The organism is Paragemmobacter ruber (genome assembly GCF_009908315.1).
In the GTDB taxonomy this organism is placed as follows: Bacteria; Pseudomonadota; Alphaproteobacteria; order Rhodobacterales; family Rhodobacteraceae; genus Paragemmobacter; species Paragemmobacter ruber.
In genome coordinates this window covers 1,082,723-1,104,416 of record NZ_JAAATW010000001.1, presented here as the reverse complement: position 1 = coordinate 1,104,416, position 21,694 = coordinate 1,082,723, and the positions used below count along the sequence as shown (strand labels likewise).

Genomic DNA, 21,694 nt, shown 5'->3' with positions numbered 1-21,694 from the left:
CCATGCCCCCCGTCTATATCTGCGACTACATCCGCACCCCCATCGGCCGCTTCGGCGGCGCGCTTGCCTCGGTCCGGCCCGATGACCTCGGCGCCATTGCCCTCCGCGCGCTTGTGGAGCGCAACGCGGGCGTGGACTGGCAGGCGGTCGACGACGTCATCTTCGGCTGTGCCAATCAGGCGGGCGAGGATAACCGCAACGTGGCGCGCATGTCGCTCCTTCTGGCGGGGTTGCCCGTCACTGTCACCGGCACGACCATCAACCGCCTTTGCGGCTCTGGCATGGATGCCGTTCTCACTGCGGCGCGCCAGATCGCCTCGGGCGAGGCAGACCTGATGATCGCGGGCGGCGTGGAATCCATGTCGCGCGCGCCTTTCGTCATGCCAAAGGCCGACACAGCCTTTTCCCGTCACGCCGAGATCCACGACACCACCATCGGCTGGCGCTTCATCAACCCCGCCCTGCAGGCGGCCTACGGCACCGACTCCATGCCGCAGACCGGCCAGAACGTCGCCGACGACTACGGCATCCCCCGCGAGGCACAGGATGCCATGGCGCTGGCCAGCCAAGCCAAGGCCGCCGCCGCGCAGGCCAATGGTCGGCTTGCACGGGAAATCACCCCCGTCACCCTGCCCCAGCGCAAGGGCGATCCCGTCACCGTGGACCGCGACGAACACCCCCGCGCCACCACGCCAGAGGCGCTGGCCAAGCTCAGGCCGCTTTTCCCCAACGGCTCTGTAACGGCGGGCAACGCCTCGGGCGTCAATGACGGGGCGGCGGCCCTTATCCTCGCTTCTGAAGAGGCAGCAAGGCGCCACAACCTCCACCCCATCGCCCGCATCCTCGGCGGTGCCACGGCCGGCGTGCCGCCGCGCATCATGGGCATCGGCCCTGCACCGGCCAGCCAAAAGCTGATTGCCCGCCTCGGCCTGACCCAGGCCGATTTCGATGTGATCGAGTTGAACGAGGCTTTCGCCGCCCAAGGCATCGCCACCCTGCGCCAGCTTGGCATCGCGGATGATGACCCCCGCGTGAACCGCAACGGCGGGGCCATCGCGCTTGGCCACCCGCTGGGCATGTCAGGCGCCCGCATCACCGGAACAGCCGCACTGGAACTGACCCTCACCGGCGGCAGACGCGCCCTTTGCACCATGTGCATCGGCGTGGGCCAAGGCATCAGCATCGCGCTGGAACGGGTCTAACCCACACCAAGAACCGAAAGACAGGCCCCATGTCCCTCTTCCTCGATCAGTTCACGACCACCCTTCCCGGCATGCGCGTCCGCTTTGGCGCGGGGGTCCGCCACAAGGTCGGCGAAGAGATGGACACCCTCGGCCTGAGCCGTGCCTTGATCCTGACCACCCCGCAACAGGCCGACACGGGCGCCGAATTCGCAGCCCTGCTCGGCCCCCGCGCCGCGGGCGTCTTTCCCAAGGCGGCGATGCACACCCCCATCGCGATCAGCGAAGAGGCGACAGCGCTCGCCCTCGAAAGTGGCGCGGATTGCCTTCTCGCGATCGGGGGCGGCTCCACCACGGGGCTCGGCAAGGCCATCGCCCTGCGCACCGATCTGCCGCAGATCGTCATCCCCACCACCTATGCCGGGTCCGAGGCGACCGCCATCCTTGGCCAGACAGAGAATGGCCAGAAAACCACGATCACCACCCCCAAGGTTCGGCCCGAAGTCATCCTCTATGATGCCGAGCTTGTCCGCACCCTGCCCGTATCCATGACGGTCACCAGCGCGCTCAACGCTATGGCCCATGCGGCAGAAGGCCTTTATGCCCAGAACCGCTCGCCCGTCTCCACCCTCATGGCGATCGAAGGCCTGCGCGCCTTTCATGATGCCCTGCCCCGCGTCCTCGACACCCCTGACGATCTGCACGCCCGCGGCGAAACGCTCTATGGCGCGTGGCTCTGTGGCACCGTCCTTGGCACGGTCGGCATGGCGCTGCATCACAAACTCTGCCACACCCTCGGCGGCAGCTTCGACTTGCCCCACGCCGAAACCCACGCCATCATCCTGCCCCACGCCATCGCCTATAACGAAACCGCAGCGGCACGCGAACTGGCACCGATCAACGAAATCTTCGGAGGAATCCGCCCAGGCCAAGCCCTCCACGCTTTCGCCACCAGCATGAAGGCGCCAACGGCGCTCCGCGACCTCGGTCTCAGGGAAGCCGACCTCGACCGCGCCGTGGATCTAGCCACACGAAACCCCTACTGGAACCCCCGCTCAGTTACCCCCACCGCGCTGCGCAGGCTGTTGCAAGATGCTTTGGAAGGCCGAGAGCCATAGAGCAAACTTGAGCCGGCCAAACCTACTGCTTCAGCCAAATGACTAGGTTGAAACAACAAATCCTTCCCAGGCCAAGACGAACATCCGCTAAGGGCCTTGAACAGCGCGTCTACCACGAGTGGAGGAACTATCTATGCTGCAACAGCAAACGTCCGCTTCGTCCCGATAGCGGACGTTGTTGAGTGGTGCAGAGAACATCCGCCTCCCGCCCGTCGCTTATCTCAGACTTGGCGCAAATAGCCCAAGTGATCCCCACCGGACTACCGCAGCAGGCTTCGTCCAATTGTCCTAAGACCGATCCGTATCCTGCTGGACAGGATGCGTGAGGCGTATCCCGTGCCCTATTCCTTTCCGCCCTCAGAACGACTTCCGCGCCCGCAGCGCCGCGCCCAGCGTGCCGTCGTCGAGGTAATCCAACTCTCCCCCGATCGGCACCCCTTGGGCCAGCGACGTGACCGTGACCCCGGTCCCCGCCAGCGCATCGGCGATGTAATGCGCCGTCGTCTGCCCGTCCACCGTGGCGTTCAGCGCAAGGATCACCTCGCGCGCGCCCTCGGATCCCACCCGGTCGATCAGCGCGGGGATGCGCAATTCCTCGGGTCCCACGGCATCCAGCGCCGACAGCGTGCCGCCCAGCACGTGATAGCGCCCCCGGAACACCCCCGCCCGTTCCAGCGCCCAAAGGTCCGCTACATCCTCGACCACGCAGATCTCGCCCGTCGCGCGGCGGTCGTCGCTGCAGATGGCGCAGATATCCGCCGTGCCGATATTGCCGCACACCCGGCAATCCCGCGCCGACAGCGCCACCTGCGCCATGGCCTGCGCCAAAGGCGCCATCAGCGCCCCGCGGCGTTTCAGCAGCACAAGCACCGCCCGCCGCGCCGACCGGGGGCCAAGCCCCGGCAGCCGCGCCATCAGGTCGATCAGCGCCTCGATCTCGCGCGGGCCATCGCCGGGGGGCGGCATCTTAGAACGGCAGCTTCATGTCGGCGGGCAGACCCAGCGCCTCGGTCATGCGGCGCATCTCATCGGCCATCTTCTGCTGGCCCTTGGCCTGGGCATCCTTGATCGCGGCGACGATCAGATCCTCCACCACCTCTTTTTCGGACGCGACAAGGATCGACGGGTCGATGTCCAGCCCCGTCACCTCGCCCTTCGCCGTGACGCGCGCCTTCACCAGCCCCGCCCCGGCCTCGCCCATCACCACGGTGCTGGCCAGTTGCTCCTGCATCTCGGCCATCTTCGTCTGCATCTCCTGCGCGGCCTTCATCATCTTGGCCATGTCGCCAAGCCCGCCCAGACCGCCCAATCCCTTCAGCATCCGCCCGCTCCTTCCATGCCACGCCTACCCCAGTGATAGGGGCTGGCCCCCCGGGCTTCAAGCCGCGCGGCGGCGTGGCCGGAACCCGCGCACCAGAACCGCCGCTGCCAGCAGCACCAGAAACACCACCGTCGGCCCGATCCCGCCGATGCACCCCTCGGCCATCGCCTGCGCCGCCGTCTCGGCCTGCCGCGACAGGAACAACAGCCCCGCCAAACCCAGAACCGGCAGCGCCACGACCACCGCCAGCCACCGGCGCGGCCAGATCAGCGCCAGCCCCACCAGCGCCAGCAGGATCATCCCGATCGGGGATCCCAGCACATAGCCCGCCTCTGCCAGCGCCCCGAACGTACCTTCCCCGGCCACCCAATCCGGGCGCAGATCGGCGCAGACCCCGGCCCTTGCAGGCCCGGCCAGCATGGATGCGGCAAGCAGCGCCAGCGCGGCGATCAGCCGTCCTCGAACGGGTCCCATTCGTCCTCGACCTCGGGCAGCGCCTCGGCCTCTGCGGCGGCGGCCAGCGCGGCGGGGGTGCGGATCTCTGCGATCTTCGCGCCGGGAAAGGCCGCCATCACCGCCTGCACCAGCGGGTTCTGCATCGCGGCCGCCTCGGCCTCCAGCCGCGCGCGGTCACGTTCCTCGGCAATCGTCGGGGCGCCGCCCTCATTCACCACCGATACGCCCCAGCGCGCGCCGGTCCACATCTGCAACCGCTGGCCAAGCTGTGCGGCCAGATCGGGCCGCGCCTCCGGCGCGGGCTGGAACTCGATCCGCCCGGGCGCATAGCGCACCAGCCGGACACCGCTTTCCACTTCGTACAGCAGCTTCATGTCGCGCTTTTCACGGATCAGTTCGACCACCTGATCAAAGCTGGCATAGACCTGCAGCGTCCCTTCCGCCACGGCCAGGGCCTGTCCCCCCTGCATCACCGGCCCGCGCGCGGGCGCCGCCGGCGCCATCCGCATCGCCGGGGCATGGACAACGCGGCCCCCCCCGCCACCGCCCGCAGGCGCGCCCCCCGCGCCCGGCCCGGGTTGCGGGGCCGATTGCAGCTTGCGGATCAGGGTTTCGGGATCGGGCAGGTCGGCCACATGCGTCAGCCGGATCACCGCCATCTCGGCGGCCATCATCGCATTTGGCGCCAGCGCCACCTCTTCCAGCGCCTTCAGCAGCATCTGCCACATCCGCGTCAGCACCCGCATCGGCAGCCGCGCCGCCATGTCGCTGCCCCGCGCGCGTTCATCGGGCGGGGTGGTCGGGTCTTCGGCGGCGGCGGGGGTGATCTTGATCACGGAAATCCAATGCGTGATCTCGGCCAGATCGCGCAGCACGGCCATCGGATCGGCCCCGTCGGCATATTGCCCCGCCAGTTCCGCCAAGGCCCCGGCTGCATCCCCCGTCACGATCAGATCGAACAGGTCCAGCACGCGCCCGCGATCCGCCAGCCCCAGCATGGCGCGCAGCTGATCCGCCGTCACCTCGCCCGCGCCATTGGAAATCGCCTGATCCAGCAGCGACGTCGCATCCCGCGCCGATCCTTCCGCCGCGCGGGTGATCAGGGCCAGCGCCCCATCGGTGATCTGCGCGCCTTCCGCCGTGGCGATCTTGCGCAAAAGGCCCATCATCACCTCGGGCTCGATCCGCTTCAGATCGAACCGCTGGCAGCGCGACAGCACGGTGACGGGCACCTTGCGGATCTCGGTCGTGGCGAAGATGAATTTCACATGCGCGGGCGGTTCCTCCAGCGTCTTTAGCAGCGCGTTGAACGCGCTGTTCGACAGCATGTGAACCTCGTCGATGATATAGATTTTGTAGCGCGCGCTGGCCGCCCGATAATGCACGCTGTCGATGATCTCGCGGATGTCGCCCACCCCGGTCCGGCTGGCGGCGTCCATCTCCATCACGTCAACATGGCGGCCTTCGGCAATCGCGCGGCAGGGTTCGCACTGCCCGCAAGGCTCGGTCGTCGGCCCGCCCGTGCCATCAAGGCCCACACAGTTCAGCCCCTTGGCGATGATCCGCGCCGTGGTCGTCTTGCCGGTCCCCCGGATGCCCGTCATCACAAAGGCATGGGCGATCCGATCGGCGGCAAAGGCGTTCTTCAACGTGCGCACCATCGCCTCTTGCCCCACCAGATCGGCAAAGGTTTCGGGCCGGTACTTGCGGGCAAGAACCTGATAGGCCTTGTCGGGCGTGTCGGACATGGTCGCTCCTTGTTGTTGCCAACTTAGTGCGACATCGGAGGCGGGGGCAATATCGCCCGGTGCCTTGGCAAACGGTGCGTCGGCAAAAGTTTTGGGGGCGCCCGCAGCGCGCGGACACCCCCAATCCCCGTAGGCGTCAAACTGGATCGGTCAGGACCGATCAGTTGTCGCCGTCGCGCTTGTCAACAAGGCCCGAGCTCGGGATGACCGTCACTTGGACGCTCTCATCCGCCGACACACCGGCGCGGTTCAGTTCCTTGTTGCTCTTGTAGATCGCACCAGCCTCGACCTGCACCGTCTGGGCGGGCGTGACGGGCGCCGGGTTGAAGTCGGCGCGCTGGCGGCTGTCGTTGCCCGCTGCCGAAGCGGCGCCAGCCACGAGGATCAGCAGAGCGGAAGTCGCGATGACGTTTTTCATGATCTTTTCCTTCATACCATTTTATCAGTTGCTGATCGGCAGTCGCGATCAGATGAAAGGCAGATAGGGTCGCCCCCCCCGGTTTGTGAAATCACCGATTGATCGCGGCTGATCACCGGAAAATGTGCGAGAGTTACTGAAACATGGGCCTTTTTCTTCGTAGGGGCCTGCAGACCCGGCCGAAAAGGACGAAAACCGCCCGTTTCCTGTTACGGCTTTGTAAAATCTATGTGCCTGACGTGCGAAAAGGTGGCGCGATCTGCACCCTGCACCTCCATTGTGCATTTTTATGAAGATGCGCCGCACCCGTTCCGCGCATGAATTCCGGGGGGCAGGGCCGGTGATCTGCCCGCCCGGGCGGGACCGGCCCTTTCTCGCTACAGCCTGTAGATCCGTGCGGAGTTGTCGTGGAACAGCGCCCGCCGCTCGGCCTCGCTATAGCCTGCGGTGATCGCCTTGAAGGCATCGAAGATGGCGCCATAGCTTGAAAACAGCTTGTCCACCGGAAAGTTCGACGCAAACATGCACCGATCCGTGCCGAAAGCGTCGATCGCCGCCTCGACATAGGGGCGGATGCTTTCGGTCGTCCAGGTCCAGTCCCCCATCCCCAGACCCGAAATCTTGCAAGCCACGTTCGGACAGTCGGAGAGCCGGTGCATCGCCTTGCGCCACCCGTCGAAAAGCTGCGGCCCGTCCACCTGCATGCCCGTGTGGTTCAGGATGATCTGCGTGTCCGGAAAGGCGTGAGCGAGGTCGATGAATTCGTCGATCTGCCAGAAGTAAAGCTGCAGGTCATAAGACAGATCGCGCCTGGCCAATTCCCGGAAGCCGCGCCGCCATTCCGGCGTGCGGCTGACGAAGGGTTCGGACAGATAGGTCTTGGCGGGATCGGGGTGAAAGTTCATCGACTGCCGGATGCCACGGAAATTGGCATATTGCCGGTGTTCGTCCAGCAGATCGGCTACATCCGCCTTGCGGAAATCGGCGTAGCCGACAATCCCGTGGGGAAAGCCGGACTTGTCCGCTACGCCTTGCAGCCAGCGGGTTTCACCCGCCGGATCCCGGGGATCGTATCCCACATCGAGGTGGACCGCCTTCACCAGGTTCTGCCCTTTGGCGTCGGCCAGGAAATCGCCGATGAGATAGGTCTTGTTGATCGCCGTATAGTCGCCAAAGGCCGAAGGCTTCACCCCGTCCGACAGCCAGGGATAGTAATTCGTCTCCAGATCCCACAGGTGGAAATGGGGGTCGATGATCGGGATGTCGGTCATGGGTTCCTCCTTGGGCATGCGGTCGGCGGCAGCCGGGCAAGGCGCCGCCGACAGTCTGGCGCTTTAGTTCGACGGCGGGAAGACGCGGGCGATAACGGCCTGCGCTTCGGGCGTGTCGATCTTGTCGGCGGTGACCAGCGGCATCACCAGCGCAAGGTCCTGCGTCACCTCGGCACCCGTCAGGGCATTGTAGACCTGCTGGGTGCCGTCGATCCCCTGACCGACCGCTTCCTGAAAGAAGATGCCGTTGATCGCCCCCGCCTTCAGCAGACCGATGGTCGTGGGGCTTCCATCCGCCACCGTGATGCCGACCTTGCCGGTCAGGCCCATCGTTTCCAGAACCTTGGCAGCGCCGGTGCCGGCCTCGTCATACATGCCGTAGATCGCCTTGATGTCGGGATGCGCCGTCATCAGGTCATTGGCCTGCGTCACCGCCTCGTTGATCGTCAACCCGCGGGTTTCAAGCATCTGGACCAGCTCGCAACCGTTCTCGGCAAAGGCCTCCTTGGCCCCGGCCAGATATTTCTGGGCATTCTCGCGGTCCTGCGGCAGCGACAACATGCCCACCTTGGTGCCGCCACGTTCCTTGGCCAGTTCGCAGGTGAACGCGGCCTGAGCACGGCCGGTTTCATAGTTGTTGGCGGTGACCGAGGACGTGTAGTTCGTCAGCCCCGGTTGCGGGCCGATGCCGGCAAAGGCCACGGGGATATTCTCCGCTGCAAGGTAATCCAGCAGCGGCGGGGTCGAGGTCGAACTGACCGGCCCGATCACGATGGCATCCACGCCCGCCGTCACCGCCGTGCGCGCATTGTCCATCTGCTTGGCGGGCGAATTGTCTGACGTGTATTCGACATACTCCATCCCCAGTTCGGCGGCTTTCTGGCTGACGCCATAGCCCACCCACTGCCAGTAGGAGATATCGAGAGAGGGGGCCAGATAGGCCACGGTGAACTTGTCCTGCGCCGATGCGGCACCGGTCAGGCCGGCGACGAGGGTCGTGGCAAGTAGGGCTGTCTTCATCATCGTTGGTTTCCTCCCGTTTCGATGAGTCTTGTTGTTCAGGTCCGGTCCGCTTTGCCGAACCGGTCGATCAGCACGGCAATCAGGATCGCCATGCCGGTGACGGAGCCCTGCCAGAAGCTGTTCACTCCGATCAGGTTCACCGCGTTCTGGATGCAGGTGATCATCAGCGCGCCCAGCACGGCGCCGATGGCGCTGCCGGTTCCCCCGGCAAGGCTTGCCCCGCCGATCACCACGGCGGCGATGGCCTGCAGCATCAGGCTGGCGCCCGCCATCGCTTCGGCGTTCAGGATGTAGCTGACAGTGACGATCCCCGCGAAAGAGGCGAGCAGGCCCGAAATCACATAGGCCGCAAAGCGCGTGCGCTGCACCGGGATGCCCAGAAGTCGCGCCGCCGGGGCCGATGTGCCGACCGCATAGAACCAGCGCCCGACCACCAGCTTGCGCAGGGCAAATTCGATCAGCACCATCAGCACGATGCAGTAAAGGATGTGGTTGCGCAGCCCGGGGATGATCTGGCCTGAATTGATCAGCCAGTAATCCGGCGCCCCGATCGGCATCGACCGCCCGTTCGTCACGATGAAGGCAAGGCTTCCCGCAACGGCATAGGTGATGAGTGTCACGACAAAGGGCGCCAGTCCCACCAGCGTGACCAGCGCGCCGTTGATCGCGCCGAAGGTCAGCCCGACCGCCAGACCCAGCGCCGTGGCCCCAAGCGCGCCCGCCCCCTGATCCATCGCAAGGGCGACGACCATCCCCGTCAGCGAAAAGACAGAACCGACCGACAGGTCGATCCCCCCCGTCAGCACCACAAGCAGCACCCCGAGCGACATGATGATAAGGGGGGCCGCCGCCTGCAGGATGTTGCGGAAGTTCCCCCCGCTCAGCGCCTGCGGAACAAAGGCCCCGACCGAAAGCATCAGCACGATGATGGCCAGCAGGATGGCGATCTCGGTGCGATAGCCCGTCCAGATGGCCGGGGGACGCGCCTGCAGGGCGCTCTCGGCCGGGCTGTCTCTAGTTGTGTCGCTCATGCTGCCATTCCCGTTCGTTCTGCAATGCCTTCTTCGGTAAAGCGATCAGCGGAAAGATCGCCCGCCGGTCGTCCCTGCGTGTCGAAGGCGAAAATCCGATCGCAAAGTTCAAGCAATTCGGCGTTCTCGGTGGACCACCAGATGACGATGGCCCCCGTCGCGGCCATCTGTCGGATAAGGCCGTAGATGTCCCGCTTCGTCCCGATATCGACGCCGCGCGTCGGCTCCTCCAGCACAAGCACCCGAAGCGGCAGGCCAAGCCAGCGCGCCACAAGCAGCTTCTGCTGGTTTCCGCCCGAAAGCGTGCGCGGCAGATCGTGAAGCGATGCCGCCTTCAGCTTCAGCGACCCGACAAGCGCGGCACAGTCCACCAATTCCTTCGCATGGATGACATGGCGGCCTTGCCGGATGCGGCGTGCCGCCATCACATTGTCGAGGATCGGCAGGTCGGCCAGCACACCCTTGCCGGCCCGATCGCCCGAGATGTAGCCAATCCCGTGCTTCACGGCCGTCCCGGGACTTGAAAAGCTGGACGGCATCCCTTCGGCCGTGATCCGCCACTGGGGGTGGCGTGCCCCGCCCGTCAGGGCGGTGATCAGGGCCATGGGGCCTGTTGGCGCGCCAGCAAGGCCAAGGATGGTTCCGGCCGCCAGCGCGATTTCCGCGCCGTCCGGTCCGGCCAGCACGACATCGCGTTGGTCCGACATCTGCGCCCGTGTCGCAGCCACCGGTTCACGCCGGTCCGATTGGCCCATCTGGGCCACGATCTCGGCATCGCTCAGGTCCGACAGGGAACGGTCTTCCACAACGCTTCTGCCATCGCGCAGGATCGTGCAGCGATCGCAAAGCTGGCGGATCTCCTTCATGCGGTGCGATACGAAAACGATGGCGATGCCCTGGTCGGCAACCAGCTTGCGAAGCACGCCGAAGAACAGCGCGGTTTCCTGCGCCGTCAGATTGGCTGTCGGTTCATCCAGCAGAAGAACCTCTGCGCCGATCGACAGGGCGCGTGCGATCTCGACGATCTGCGCTTCGTGCAGGCTCAACCCCGAGGCAGGCAGATGCAGGGCCCGCGTCGCGAGGTCCGCATCCAGCACGCGCAGCGCATCAAAGGCGATCTGCGCCTGGCGCGCCGGGCTGTGCAGCCCGAAGACGCGCCTGCCATGGACGATCCCGATGTTTTCCGCCACGGTCAGATTGGGCAGTAGGGCCAGCTCTTGATGCACTACAGCGATGACCGGATCGGTTCCGGGGCGGCGGTGTGATGCCGTGGTAATCTCGCCTGCGTCACGCGGGATCTTGCCGGTCAGGATGCGGATCAGCGTGCTCTTGCCCGCACCATTTCCACCCAGAAGCGCGTGGATCTCCCCGGCGCGCAGCGTGAAGTCCACACCCCGCAACACATGCGTTGCGCCATAGCTTTTCTGCACATCCCGCGCCGCCAGCAGGGGAGTGGCCCTTGCATCGCGCATCACGCGGCCCGCCCATATGGCAAACGGGCGGCCGGTCTCGCCCCGCTAAAGGCGATATACTTGAATTTCATGGGATTATCTCCTCCACCCCGCGATCATGGTGGGGACAAAGGAGCGTTGCATCAATGCAGTATTCTTCTAAAACTATGAAGCACAGCTTAAGGATGGATCATGGCGCGTGACCTGAACCTGAACTCGATGGCGCATTTCGAGGCGGTCGCCCGTTTGGGCGGCATCTCCCGCGCGTCCGGGGAACTGCAGGTCTCTGCCTCGGCGGTCAGTCAGCAGATCCGGCTTCTGGAGCAGCAGCTGGGCGTAAAGCTGTTCCATCGGGAAAAGCGGCATCTGCGTCTGACCATTGATGGCGAACGTCTGTTCCAGACCACCAGTCAGGCCTTTCAATCCATCCGCGAGGTGCGGGCCGCGATCGTCCGGCAGCGCGAAAGCTTCAACCTGTTGATCCGCGTCAGCCCGTCCTTTGGGGTGCGCTGGCTTGCGCCGCGGCTGATCGAATTCGTGCGCCAGTACCCCAACTGGGACTTGCGGGTCGATGCCACCCCGAGCTTTTCCGAATTCGAGACAGAGATCATTGATCTGGACCTGCGCTATGGCGAAGGCGGGTGGTCCGGGCTGTATTCCCAATGCGTGGTCCATGACCTGATCCTGCCGATGTGTTCGCCCGCCTATCTGGAAGAGTTGCGCAGCATCTCGCCCGATCCGCGGGTGCAATTGGCGCGGGCAAGGCTGATCGACAGCGTGAAGGCCTATTTCCGGTGGGATTACTGGTTGCCGCGCAATGGCGTGCAGGGGGTGACGATGTCCTATCCCTATCGTTTCGACCGGTCGTCCATGTCGGTGCAACTGGCCAAGGATGGCGGCGGGGTGATCCTGGAAAGCACGACACTTGCCTTCGAAGAACTGCGCCGGGGCGAACTTGTGCCGCTGTCGACAGAGTTTGAAACGATCGAGTTTCCTGCCTATTGGCTGGTCTGTCCGGCACGTCAGATGGGCCGACGGTCGGTCAAGCTCTTCTCGAACTGGGTGGAAGGGGTGGGAAGCCGCGACACGGATGTCGCCCGCGTCTGGCTGCAGGAGCGAGGGCATCGCATGCGGTTTGAACGCCGGGCGGGTTTCAGCGATCCCGACGGCAGCATGGAAGGGGCCTGAACGAAAGAGGGCGGCCTGGATGGCGGGCCGCCCTCTCCCCGCGCTGGCGGGATCGTCAGTAGATCGTCAGGGCCGGTATGTAGGAAAACGCCAGCAGGACAAGGATCGCCGCAAGATAGAAGGGCAGCAGCGCCCGCGTCGTTTCCCCGATGCCCGTGCGGGCAATCGCCGAGGAAATGAACAACGTCGTCCCGACGGGCGGGGTGTACAGCCCGATCGACAGGTCGCGATGGAAAAAGGCGCCGATCAGCAGGGCAAAGGCCACGGCCTCCGGCGGCTCCATCAGGGCCGAAGAGGCCTCCCAGGACAGCCCGCGCTGATACCACATTGCGGCTGTCGCCGATTTCTGGACGCAGCCCCGATTTTCCGGCGAAAGCGACGACCACCACGCCAGCGACGCCAGCAGCGGCGCGCTTTCGGATTTATGGCCCGTCAGGCTGATGCACTTCGTGATCTCGTGGATCTTTGATGAATAGATGTTCGTCATCGGGTTCTCCTGCCCTCCGAAAACGCCCGACTGAAGGGCGGTCGGCAGTTCGGCGAAGGCCAGCGGAGCCGGGTTCGCGCCAAGGGCGGTGAAGATCGCGATGGTCATGTCATCCGGCGGGGTGCGGATCTTCATCCCGGCCAGATCGGCAGGCGTCGCGATGGATTTCGACATGTGGCTGACATGGCGGATGCCGTTGTCCCGGAAGGCAAGACCCTCAAGACCGGCCGCCTGTGCCTTTTCGTCAATCATCGCGCCGGCATCGCCGTCCAGCACACGCCAGGCCGTGGGGGCGTCCGCGAACAGGAAGGGCAGGCCGATGGCGTTGATTTCCGGCACGATCTGCCCGGTCGCCCATTGGCTGTTCGCGGTCATCTGGATCACGCCGGATTTGGTGGAGGTAAGCGGTTGAAAACTTCATGCCTCTCCAGCACGGCGAAAAATGCCGTGTTGGTCCCGTGCAGGATCAGACTGCTAAGGTCGGTTTGGCCCGGCCTAGTGGATCAGCGACCCGCCGTTCACATCCACCTCGGTCCCGGTGCAATAGGCCGAAAGATCCGAGGCAAGGAACAGCGCACAACCCGCCACATCCGACGCCTCGCCCGCACGGCCCATCGGAATGCCGTCCAGAATGCCTTTCATCATTTCGGGCGTCAGTTTGCCGGCGGTGATGTCCGTCGAAATGAACCCCGGGCAGATCGCATTCACGCGGATATTGGCCGGGGCAAGTTCCCGCGCCATCGCCTTGGTCAGGCCCAGCACCCCGGCCTTGGCCGCCGAATAATGCGGGCCGCCAAAGATGCCGCCCCCACGCTGCGCCGAGACCGACGACATATTGACCACGCTGCCCGCTTTCTGGTTGCGCATTTGCGGGATGCAGGCCTGGGTCATGTAAAGCGTCCCGCGCAGGTTCACATCCAGCACGGCATCATAGTTTGCCGGGCCGATATCCATGATCTTCAGGGGTTGGGTGATGCCTGCATTGTTAACCAGCACATCAATCCGGCCCCATTTTTCGGTCACCGCTGCCGCCGCCGCCTCGCATTGGGCCTTGTCGGTCACATTGCAGGCAAGGCCCAGATGCCCCCCGCCCAGATCGGCGGCGGCAGCGGACGCCTGATCGGCATCGAGGTCAAGAATGACCACCCTGGCGCCATGTTCGGCAAAGAGCCGCGCGGTGGCCTTGCCAAGACCGCGCGGTGACGCGGCCCCTGTGATGATCGCGATACGTCCGTCCAGCAGGCCCATGGACCCTTTCCTCCCTCGTTCTTGATTTGCCCTTGCGGGGCTTGTGGCGGGCCTCAGAGCCAGCCCTTGATCTTTTCGGCAACCTTGCTGACCGACAGGCCGTACATTTCGTGCAGCGTCGGCAGGGCGCCGGCCTCGAGAAAGGCGTCGGGCAGGCCGATCATGCCAAAGCGCGGCGCAAGCCGGTTCTGCAGCAGGGTGCCGGCCACCGCCTCGCCCAGTCCGCCGACAACGCTGTGGTTCTCGGCGGTCACGACCAGTCGGCCCCCGCGCGCAACCTCGGCCATGATCGTCTCGCGATCCAGCGGCTTGATCGTCGGGACGTGCAGGACCGCCACATCGACACCGTCCTTGGCAAGGACCTCGGCCGCATCCAGAGCCCGCATCGTCATGATGCCGGTCGAGATGACAAGGACATCCCGCCCCGCGCGGATCGTCTGCGCGCGGCCCAGCTGGAACTGGTAGTCCGGCTTGTAGCGGTTCAGGACCGAAGGCACCTTGCCACGCAGCAGGCGCGCATAGACCGGCCCGGGATGCGCCACCATTGCAGGCACCATCTGCGCGACATCCGTCGCATCGCAGGGGTCGATCAGCGTCATGTTCGGCAGGCCGCGGAAGATCGCCAGATCCTCGGTTGCCTGATGGCTCGGCCCGTATCCGGTGGTCAGGCCGGGCAGGGCGCAGACGATCTTGACCGGAAGGTTCTCTTCGGCGATCGCCATAGCGATGAAGTCATAGGCGCGGCGGCTGGCAAAGACCGCATAGGTGGTGGCAAAGGGGATGAAGCCTTCGCGCGCCAGTCCGGCCGCTGCCGACATCAGCACCTGTTCGGCCATACCCATCTGATAAAAGCGGTCGGGCATGGCCTGGGCGAAGATGTGCAGGTCGGTGTATTTCGCCAGATCCGCCGAAAGCCCGACGATCCTATCATCCTGTTTCGCCAGATCGACCAGTGCCGCGCCGAAGGGGGCGGTCACCGTGTCATAGCCTTCCGCGGCAAGGCTTGCGATCATCGCTGTGGTGGCGACCTTCACCTCGGGGACGCGCCGAGGTTCGTATTTGCGGACCATTGAGGCGAGGGTCATGCCGGTTTTCCTTCTTCCAGAACGGCCAGCGCCTTGGACCATTCATCCGCCTCCACGCGGACGAAATGGGTGATCTCGCGCGTTTCCAGAAAGGGAACGCCCTTGCACATGGTCGTGTCGAAGATGATCACGCGCGGTTTTGCCTCGGTCACGGCGCGGGCGGCATCGAAGGCGGCGACCACGGCATCAAGATCGTTGCCGTCCACCCGTTGGGCGTGCCAGCCGAAGGTTTCCCATTTCGCTCGTTCATCGCCGGTGGCCAGCGCGGCTGTTGTCTTGCCATCGGCCTGCTGGTCGTTGAAATCGACAAGGCAGATCAGATTGTCCAGCCGGTGCTGGACCGCGGACATGACGGCTTCCCAAGTGGACCCTTCGCCCAGCTCCCCATCCGACATCAGATTGTAGACGAAGGCCGGATTGCCCTTGCGCTTCAACCCCATCGCCATGCCGACCGCAATGCCGAGGCCTTGGCCCAGCGACCCGCCTGTGATCTCCATCCCCGGCGTGTAAGAGGCCATGCCAGACATGGGCATCCGGCTGTCATCCATGCCATAGGTTTCCAACTCGTCCTCAGGCAGGATCCCCGCTTCCATCAGGACGGCATAAAGGGCGATGGCGTAGTGACCGATCGACAGGAGGAACCGGTCGCGCCCTTCCCATTCCGGATCCTTCGGATCATACCTCAGGGCGTGGAAATAGGAGGCGGCCAGAACGTCGGCCACACCCAGCGCCTGGCCGATATAGCCCTGCCCCTGAACCTCGCCCATGAGCAGCGATTTTCGGCGAATGTTCCATGCACGCAGCGCCAACGAAACGTTGGACGCCGCAGCAATGCGGCCATGATCTGTCATAGACTCCTCCCTGCGCGGCGAACCGCTTATGGGCAGTTAAACCGGGACAGGCTGCAAAGTCCGTTATGTTCTGTTTACAGTTTGTGAAGCACGGCTTCATGGCCCTGGCGTAGACTCTGGGCTCCTCTCCAGCCTGATGAAGGGTTTCGGGGTGACTTGGACTGCTGCCGATCTCCCCCCGATCGGGGGATCCAGACATGTCAAGGCGCGGATGTGATCGGGACGGCCGATCTCGATGATGATGTCGCGTCCGAGGATGTGGCGCAGGTCTTCTGGCGCGACGATCCGCACACGCCATCTTTCGCGAACCAAGGGCGCGTTCTGCGTGCTGTCCGAAACCCCGTGTTACCGCAGCGAATGTCGCGCAAGCGCCTGCCAAACCCCCGGCCAAACGCCTTGCCTGCAAGGGGTTCCCCAGATCTCAACGGCATGAAGGGGAAAGGGTGAGAGGCTGGACAACGACCCAAGCGGGGCTCGTTACGGCTGCTACCTTCCGGTCCTGACCGGGTTGGCGAGGCGCCTGCCCGCGCCAACCTCTCGCCGCCTACATAGGCGCATGATCCCGGATTCGCAAGCGGCGCCACGGGCCGCGCGACCGGGGGATGCGGGGCCGGCGTCAGATGATCCCGGCGGCCCGCGCCCCGGCCAGCAGATCAGCCGCCAGGTGCCGTGCGAAACGCCCGTCGGTCGGCGCCACATCCGGCACCTGCACCACGGTGCACCCGGCCCGATGCGCGGCTTCCGCGCCGATGTCGCTGTCTTCGAACACGAGGCAGCGCGCGGCGTCCACGCCCAGCCGTTCGGCCGCCACCAGATAGGGTTCCGGCGCGGGTTTCGGCGCCGCCACGTCATCGAAGGTGACCACGGTCCGGAAATGATGCGCAAGGCCCGCCAGACCCAGCTTGTGATGCGCGCCGGCGCGCCCGCTCGACGTCACAAGGCCAAGCGGATGTTCAAGCATCTCCAGCAGCTCTGCCGCGCCCGGCTTGAGCGGCACCCCGTTCTGCATCAGCGCCTCGAACCCGGTATTCCAGGCGCTGTGGAACTGGCCGAGGTCCAGCGTCGGAAAGGCCCCGACGATGATCGCCGCCGTCTGTGGCTGCGATTTGCCCACCAGCCCGTGCATGAAGGCCAGATCCACGGGATGGCCCAGATCGGCAAAAGCCTTCAGCCCTGATGTCAGGGCAAGGCTTTCCGTATCGACAAGGGTGCCGTCGAGGTCGAAGAAGATGGCATCGAACATGGGACGCTCCGTTCCGGTCGCGGCCTGCTTATCCCATTACAGATGCAGGTGAAAGCGAAGGTATCCCGGTCCTGCCCCCGCGGCGGGTTCGGGGTTCAGGCGGGCGATGTGCCGCAGATGCGCCGCCGCGCGGGGCGAGGTGTCAAAGGTCACGCGCGTTCCCACAGGGCGGAACGTCCAGTCATATTCGGCCATCGTGTCCTGCTTGTTGGCCCCAGCAAGATAGTCCACCAGCGCCGCGCGGGTGGCGGTCTTGTCGTCCAGCACGATGCGCTCTGCCCAGCAGCCGGGAAAGCCACCGCTGCCCGCCGCGCGATAGCTGTTGGTGGCAAGGATAAACACCTCATCCGGCGCGATCGGCCGCCCGTTGCGGGTGAGATCGCGGATCCGATGCGCCTGCGCATTGACACAGACCCCGCGCGCATCGAAACGCGGCGGTTCGGTCACGTCGATGGCGAAGGTCAACCCGGCAATCAGATCGAGGTCGAAGCTTGGGCTGTCCGGGCGGACAAGCGGCTGATCGGTCTGGTCCGGGTCGATCGTTGCGAACTGGATCACCGCGCGCTCCAGCCAGCCTTCCAGTTCGGCGCCCGTCACCCGCAGCGCGACCACGGTGTTCGGAAAGGGATAGATGTCCGTCGCGTGCCGCAACTCCAACGGTCCGGGGGGGATATCGGTAAAGTTGTCCGGCCCGCCCCGGCCCCCCGCGCGGAACGGGGCCGTCGATGACAGGATCGGCAGGTCGCCCAAGGGGGTTTCCGCCAGCCGCTGGCGCACATGCCAGGCCTGCGCCGCTGCGACGAGGCGCATGGTGTGACAGGGGGCGATCTGCGCGAAATAGCTTTGCAGGCCGATATCGCTATGCCCGATCTGGCGGCTCAGCCAGTTTCGCGTGGCTTCATGCGCGGCGCCGCAGGCGCGTTGCAGGCCATGATGGGGGCGCGCGGCGGGCGCCGTGGGCAGAAGGGTCGCACTGCCGCCCGACAGCGACCACTGGCTGCCATCGTGCCGCATCGTCAGGTCGATAAGCCCCAGATGCGATCCGAAGAAGCCCGGCATCACGGCCGGGGTTCCGCCGAGATGATCTTCACCGGTCGGCCCCGATCCATCCTCTGGCGCGGGAAAGATCAGGTGGGTGTGGCCCATCACCATGGCATCCGCCCCCGACAGGCGTGCAAGCGGCTGGGCCACGTTCTCCATTCCGGGGTGGTGGGTCACCTCGCCCAGCCCGGTATGGGCAAGCAGGATCACCACATCTGCCCCGGCATCGCGCAGCGCGTTGACGGCATGTGTCGCGGCGGGCACGGCATCGCAGGCGGCGACCTGCCCGTCGATCCTATTCGCCTCCCAGACCACCGTTTGCGGCGGCGCGACGCCGGTGATCCCGATGCGGATCGGGCGGCTCTTGCCTTGGCCATCCGACAGGACGCGGTCGATCAGGATCGACCGTTCCGCGAAAGGCCCGTTGTCGAGGGGGCGCAGATTGGCCGAAACGAAGGGAAAATCCGCATCCCTGATCGCCCGGCGCAGAAGCGGCAGGCCATGGCTGAATTCATGGTTGCCCAGCGTTGCCGCATCATAGCCCAGCACGTTCATGGCCGAGATCATCGGATGGGTCCGGTCGCTGCCTTGTTCTGCGGCCCAGTCGCCCAGCGGGCTGCCCTGCAGGAAATCGCCATTGTCCACGAGCAAGGTATTGGGACATTCCGCCCGCGCGGTATCAATCAGATGCGCCAGATCGGAAAGGCCCAGGCCCGATTGCGGCTTGTCGCCGTGGTAATCCCAGCCAAAGGCATGCGCGTGCAGATCCGACGTCGCAAGCAATCTGAGCATGGCCACAAGCGTGGGCATGGGCGCACTCCCCAAAATCGTAAAGCAGGGCCGCGGGTTGGTGTCCGCACCCTGTAAGGTTTAGTTTACAACCCTTGCGTGAATATGCGCAAGCGAAGTTTACGCTGGGTCAGTCGGTCGCCCCACCCGCTTTGTTTCTATGTCGGTTTAGCCGCGCCGGGCCTGTGGGTTTGCCTTGCTGCGGCGGGCATGGCATGAGGGCGCCTGTCGGCGCTGATGGCCCGGGCGGTGCGGAGGATCGGATGCGGATCGCAGAGACGGTGACCTTTGGAGGCGCGGGCTATGATCGCGCGGCCGCCCTGCGCGGCGATGCCGCGGCGCTGTTGCCCGGGGCGCGTGTCCTGCCCTTGTGGCGCGGCAAGCCGCTTTGCGCGGGGCCCGAGGCGCTGGGTTGGGTCCCGCCAGACAGCCCGGTGCTGGCGGCTGCGTCCGAGCCGGTCTTTCTGGGGCGGGTCGAGGGGCAGGCGCTTTTTGCCAGCGACACCTCGACCTGGTCGCCCGAGGCAGGGGCGGCAGGGGTGGAGCAAGGGTTTCTCGACACTTCCGAACAGCGCCATCCGGCGCTGCCGGACCCTTACGCCTATCGCGAGTTGCGGGCGGTGATGGCGGCGCTGACGCCGCTTGATGCCGAACTTGCCGCCACCGCCAAGGCCCTGCTGCACTGGCACCGCAGCCACGGCTTCTGCGCTGCTTGCGGCGCGGCCACGGATATGGCGCAGGGGGGATGGCAGCGGGTCTGCCCGGCCTGTGGCGCATCACATTTCCCGCGCACCGATCCGGTGGTCATCATGCTGATCACGCGCGGCAACAGCGTGCTGGTCGGGCGCAACGGAAACTGGCCCGAAGGGATGTATTCGCTTCTGGCCGGTTTCGTCGAACCCGGCGAGACGGTCGAAGCCGCCGTCCGGCGCGAGGTGCTGGAAGAGGCGGGCATCCGCGTGGGGGCGGTGCGTTATCTGGCCAGCCAGCCCTGGCCCTTTCCGGCCAGCCTCATGCTCGGCTGCGCGGGCGAAGCGTTGAGCGAGGAGATCACCCTTGATCCTGACGAGTTGCAGGATGCGCTCTGGGTCAGCCGGGAAGAGATGGTCGCCGTGATGGCAGGGCAGCATCCGCGCCTCAAACCGGCCCGTCGCGGTGCGATTGCGCATTTCCTGATTGCGAACTGGCTTGCCGACAGGCTTGATTAGGCCCACCTTGGCCGGATAAGGCGGTCCACGGTTGAAAAGTGAGGTGGGTAAAGTGGTTGCCATTGGCAGGTCAGGGCTGGAATGAAGCTTAGCGGCAGGACGGATATCGGGGCGCCCATCGCCTTTGTCTTCGCGGCGCTCTCGGATTTCGAGGCGTGGGAGCGTTCGGCCATGCGGCGCGGCGCGGACGTGCATCGCACCGACAAGCTGCGCGCGGCCGGCCCCGGCATGACATGGCAGGCCCGTTTCGCGTGGCGCGGGCGCGAGCGGCAATTGCAGGTGCGGCTGACAAAGCTGCAACCCAACCTGAACCTTTCCCTCGCCTTTGACGGCCCGTCGGTCGAGGGTGTGATGAACATCGAACTGGTCGAACTCGCCGCCAAGCGGACCCGGATGCTCATGCAGGTGGACATGAAGCCGCGCACGCTGGCCGCGCGGCTGTTCATTCAGTCGATGCGTCTGGCCAAGGGCCGGGTGCAGCGCAAGTATGACGCCCGGTTGCAGGCTGTCGCCCGTGATATCGAGCAGCGTTTCATCGGCCAGCCGACGCTGTAGCCGCCTTCCCTATCAGCCGCGCTCCCCCTCAGCCGCGCTCCCTGTCGGCCGGGTAGATGCCAAGGATGTTGAACGAAGTGGTGAAGTACTGCAGCTCGTCCAGCGCCAGCTTGACGTTGGCATCGTCGGGATGGCCTTCGATATCGGCATAGAACTCGGTCGCGGTGAAGCTGCCGCCCACCATGTAGCTTTCCAGCTTGGTCATGTTCACGCCGTTCGTGGCAAAGCCCCCCAGCGCCTTGTACAGCGCGGCGGGGATGTTGCGGACGCGGAAGGTGAAGGTCGTCATCATCTTGCCCGCACCGCGCCGCGCGGGGTTCAGGTCGCGCGACATCACAAGGAAACGGGTGGTGTTGTTGGCGTGATCCTCGATATGCCGGGCGATCACGTCCAGACCGTAGATCTCGGCCGCCAGTTCGCTGGCCAGCGCGGCGCGGGCGGGATCGCCAGCCTCGGCCACCTCGCGCGCGGCGCGGGCATTGTCGCTGCTGACACGGCCCTTGATGCCATGCGCCTTGAGGAAGGCCGCGCATTGCGGGATGATCACGACATGGCCATGCGCCTCGGTGATCTGGTCCAGCCGTGCGCCGCGCACGCCCAGCAGGTTCACATGCACGCGGACGAACGCCTCGTCCACGATATGCAGCCCGGCCTTGGGCAAAAGGCTGTGGACATCGGCCACCCGGCCATAGGTGGAATTCTCCACCGCCAGCATGCCCAACTCCACCTCGCCCGAGCGGGTGAGTTCCACCACATCCTCGAAGGTCTGGCAGGGCACGACCTCCATCCCCGGGCGGGCCTGCATGCAGGCCTGATGCGAATAGGCCCCGGGTTCCCCCTGAAAGGCGATGCGTCCCGTCATTTGTGGCAGGCTCCGTCAGCAAAAAACCCCGGCAGAGGGGCGATTGGTCGCGCTAGTATACCTTGAAACCTGATGGGGGAAGCGGATACATACCCCGCCAAAGGACGGCCAAAGGAAGG

Annotated in this window: 21 protein-coding genes and 1 other RNA gene; 5 read left to right on the top strand and 17 right to left on the bottom strand. The window is 65.3% G+C overall.

Annotated elements, in window-relative coordinates; all coding sequences use genetic code 11:
* The first annotated feature begins 2 nt into the window (after positions 1-2).
* On the top strand, positions 3-1,202 hold the full coding sequence (gene pcaF / locus GU920_RS05325; protein WP_161765902.1) for a 3-oxoadipyl-CoA thiolase: 1,200 nt from the start codon (positions 3-5) through the stop codon (positions 1,200-1,202).
* A gap of 29 nt (positions 1,203-1,231) precedes the next feature.
* Entirely contained in the window at positions 1,232-2,299 is a 1,068-nt protein-coding gene (locus tag GU920_RS05320; protein WP_161765901.1) for a maleylacetate reductase, read from the top strand.
* A 357-nt stretch (positions 2,300-2,656) separates the two neighbouring features.
* Here GU920_RS05320 and recR read toward each other — a convergent pair whose 3' ends face one another.
* The 9 genes from recR to GU920_RS05275 all read right to left on the bottom strand — a co-directional run bounded on the left by recR (position 2,657) and on the right by GU920_RS05275 (position 11,039).
* On the bottom strand, positions 2,657-3,265 hold the full coding sequence (gene recR, locus GU920_RS05315; RefSeq protein WP_161765900.1) for a recombination mediator RecR: 609 nt from the start codon (positions 3,263-3,265) through the stop codon (positions 2,657-2,659).
* A gap of 1 nt (position 3,266) precedes the next feature.
* A complete protein-coding gene (locus tag GU920_RS05310; protein WP_161765899.1) occupies positions 3,267-3,620 on the bottom strand; it encodes a YbaB/EbfC family nucleoid-associated protein in 354 nt (117 codons plus the stop codon).
* Positions 3,621-3,677: 57 nt separating this feature from the next.
* Positions 3,678-4,094, bottom strand: a complete 417-nt coding sequence (locus tag GU920_RS05305; RefSeq protein ID WP_161765898.1) for a hypothetical protein — start codon at positions 4,092-4,094, stop codon at positions 3,678-3,680.
* Complete coding sequence (locus GU920_RS05300) at positions 4,070-5,824, bottom strand: DNA polymerase III subunit gamma/tau (RefSeq protein WP_161765897.1); 1,755 nt, start codon at positions 5,822-5,824, stop codon at positions 4,070-4,072. The genes GU920_RS05305 and GU920_RS05300 overlap by 25 nt, the downstream gene beginning before the upstream one ends.
* Before the next feature lie 160 nt (positions 5,825-5,984).
* A complete protein-coding gene (locus GU920_RS05295; protein WP_161765896.1) occupies positions 5,985-6,242 on the bottom strand; it encodes a hypothetical protein in 258 nt (85 codons plus the stop codon).
* Between the two features lie 377 nt (positions 6,243-6,619).
* Positions 6,620-7,513 (bottom strand): amidohydrolase family protein, encoded by an 894-nt coding sequence (locus GU920_RS05290; protein WP_161765895.1) that lies wholly within the window; start codon positions 7,511-7,513, stop codon positions 6,620-6,622.
* 63 nt (positions 7,514-7,576) lie between these two features.
* A complete protein-coding gene (locus GU920_RS05285; RefSeq protein ID WP_161765894.1) occupies positions 7,577-8,536 on the bottom strand; it encodes a substrate-binding domain-containing protein in 960 nt (319 codons plus the stop codon).
* Positions 8,537-8,571: 35 nt separating this feature from the next.
* Complete coding sequence (locus GU920_RS05280; RefSeq protein ID WP_161765893.1) at positions 8,572-9,567, bottom strand: ABC transporter permease; 996 nt, start codon at positions 9,565-9,567, stop codon at positions 8,572-8,574.
* A complete protein-coding gene (locus GU920_RS05275) occupies positions 9,564-11,039 on the bottom strand; it encodes a sugar ABC transporter ATP-binding protein (RefSeq protein ID WP_161765892.1) in 1,476 nt (491 codons plus the stop codon). The genes GU920_RS05280 and GU920_RS05275 overlap by 4 nt, the downstream gene beginning before the upstream one ends.
* Positions 11,040-11,210: 171 nt before the next feature.
* Here GU920_RS05275 and GU920_RS05270 point away from each other — a divergent pair, with 171 nt between their 5' ends.
* Positions 11,211-12,206, top strand: a complete 996-nt coding sequence (locus tag GU920_RS05270; protein ID WP_161765891.1) for a LysR substrate-binding domain-containing protein — start codon at positions 11,211-11,213, stop codon at positions 12,204-12,206.
* A 55-nt stretch (positions 12,207-12,261) separates the two neighbouring features.
* Here the strand turns inward: GU920_RS05270 and dctP are convergent, their stop codons facing one another.
* From dctP to GU920_RS05235, 7 genes are all read right to left on the bottom strand, one after another.
* Complete coding sequence (gene dctP / locus GU920_RS05265; RefSeq protein WP_235933153.1) at positions 12,262-13,068, bottom strand: TRAP transporter substrate-binding protein; 807 nt, start codon at positions 13,066-13,068, stop codon at positions 12,262-12,264.
* Between the two features lie 120 nt (positions 13,069-13,188).
* Positions 13,189-13,941 carry an SDR family NAD(P)-dependent oxidoreductase gene (locus GU920_RS05260; protein WP_161765889.1) on the bottom strand — a complete coding sequence of 251 codons (753 nt, stop codon included), beginning with the start codon at positions 13,939-13,941 and terminating at the stop codon, positions 13,189-13,191.
* 53 nt (positions 13,942-13,994) lie between these two features.
* The gene (locus tag GU920_RS05255; protein WP_161765888.1) at positions 13,995-15,026 is read right to left on the bottom strand and encodes a transketolase family protein; all 1,032 of its coding nucleotides are present in this window, start codon (positions 15,024-15,026) and stop codon (positions 13,995-13,997) included.
* Positions 15,023-15,877: a transketolase gene (locus tag GU920_RS05250; RefSeq protein ID WP_161765887.1), complete on the bottom strand. Its 855-nt coding sequence runs from the start codon at positions 15,875-15,877 to the stop codon at positions 15,023-15,025. Before GU920_RS05250 ends, GU920_RS05255 begins: the two co-directional genes overlap by 4 nt.
* A 442-nt stretch (positions 15,878-16,319) precedes the next feature.
* Positions 16,320-16,416: signal recognition particle sRNA small type (gene ffs / locus GU920_RS05245), an RNA gene on the bottom strand.
* A gap of 77 nt (positions 16,417-16,493) precedes the next feature.
* On the bottom strand, positions 16,494-17,120 hold the full coding sequence (locus GU920_RS05240; RefSeq protein ID WP_161765886.1) for an HAD family hydrolase: 627 nt from the start codon (positions 17,118-17,120) through the stop codon (positions 16,494-16,496).
* Positions 17,121-17,156: 36 nt separating this feature from the next.
* On the bottom strand, positions 17,157-18,971 hold the full coding sequence (locus GU920_RS05235) for a bifunctional 2',3'-cyclic-nucleotide 2'-phosphodiesterase/3'-nucleotidase (RefSeq protein WP_161765885.1): 1,815 nt from the start codon (positions 18,969-18,971) through the stop codon (positions 17,157-17,159).
* Positions 18,972-19,213: 242 nt separating this feature from the next.
* Here GU920_RS05235 and nudC point away from each other — a divergent pair, with 242 nt between their 5' ends.
* Together nudC and GU920_RS05225 are read left to right on the top strand one after the other, a co-directional pair.
* Positions 19,214-20,158, top strand: a complete 945-nt coding sequence (gene nudC / locus GU920_RS05230) for an NAD(+) diphosphatase (protein WP_161766534.1) — start codon at positions 19,214-19,216, stop codon at positions 20,156-20,158.
* 81 nt (positions 20,159-20,239) lie between these two features.
* Positions 20,240-20,713 carry an SRPBCC family protein gene (locus tag GU920_RS05225; RefSeq protein ID WP_161765884.1) on the top strand — a complete coding sequence of 158 codons (474 nt, stop codon included), beginning with the start codon at positions 20,240-20,242 and terminating at the stop codon, positions 20,711-20,713.
* A gap of 28 nt (positions 20,714-20,741) precedes the next feature.
* Here GU920_RS05225 and GU920_RS05220 read toward each other — a convergent pair whose 3' ends face one another.
* Complete coding sequence (locus GU920_RS05220) at positions 20,742-21,575, bottom strand: prephenate dehydratase (protein ID WP_161765883.1); 834 nt, start codon at positions 21,573-21,575, stop codon at positions 20,742-20,744.
* Positions 21,576-21,694 lie beyond the last annotated feature (119 nt).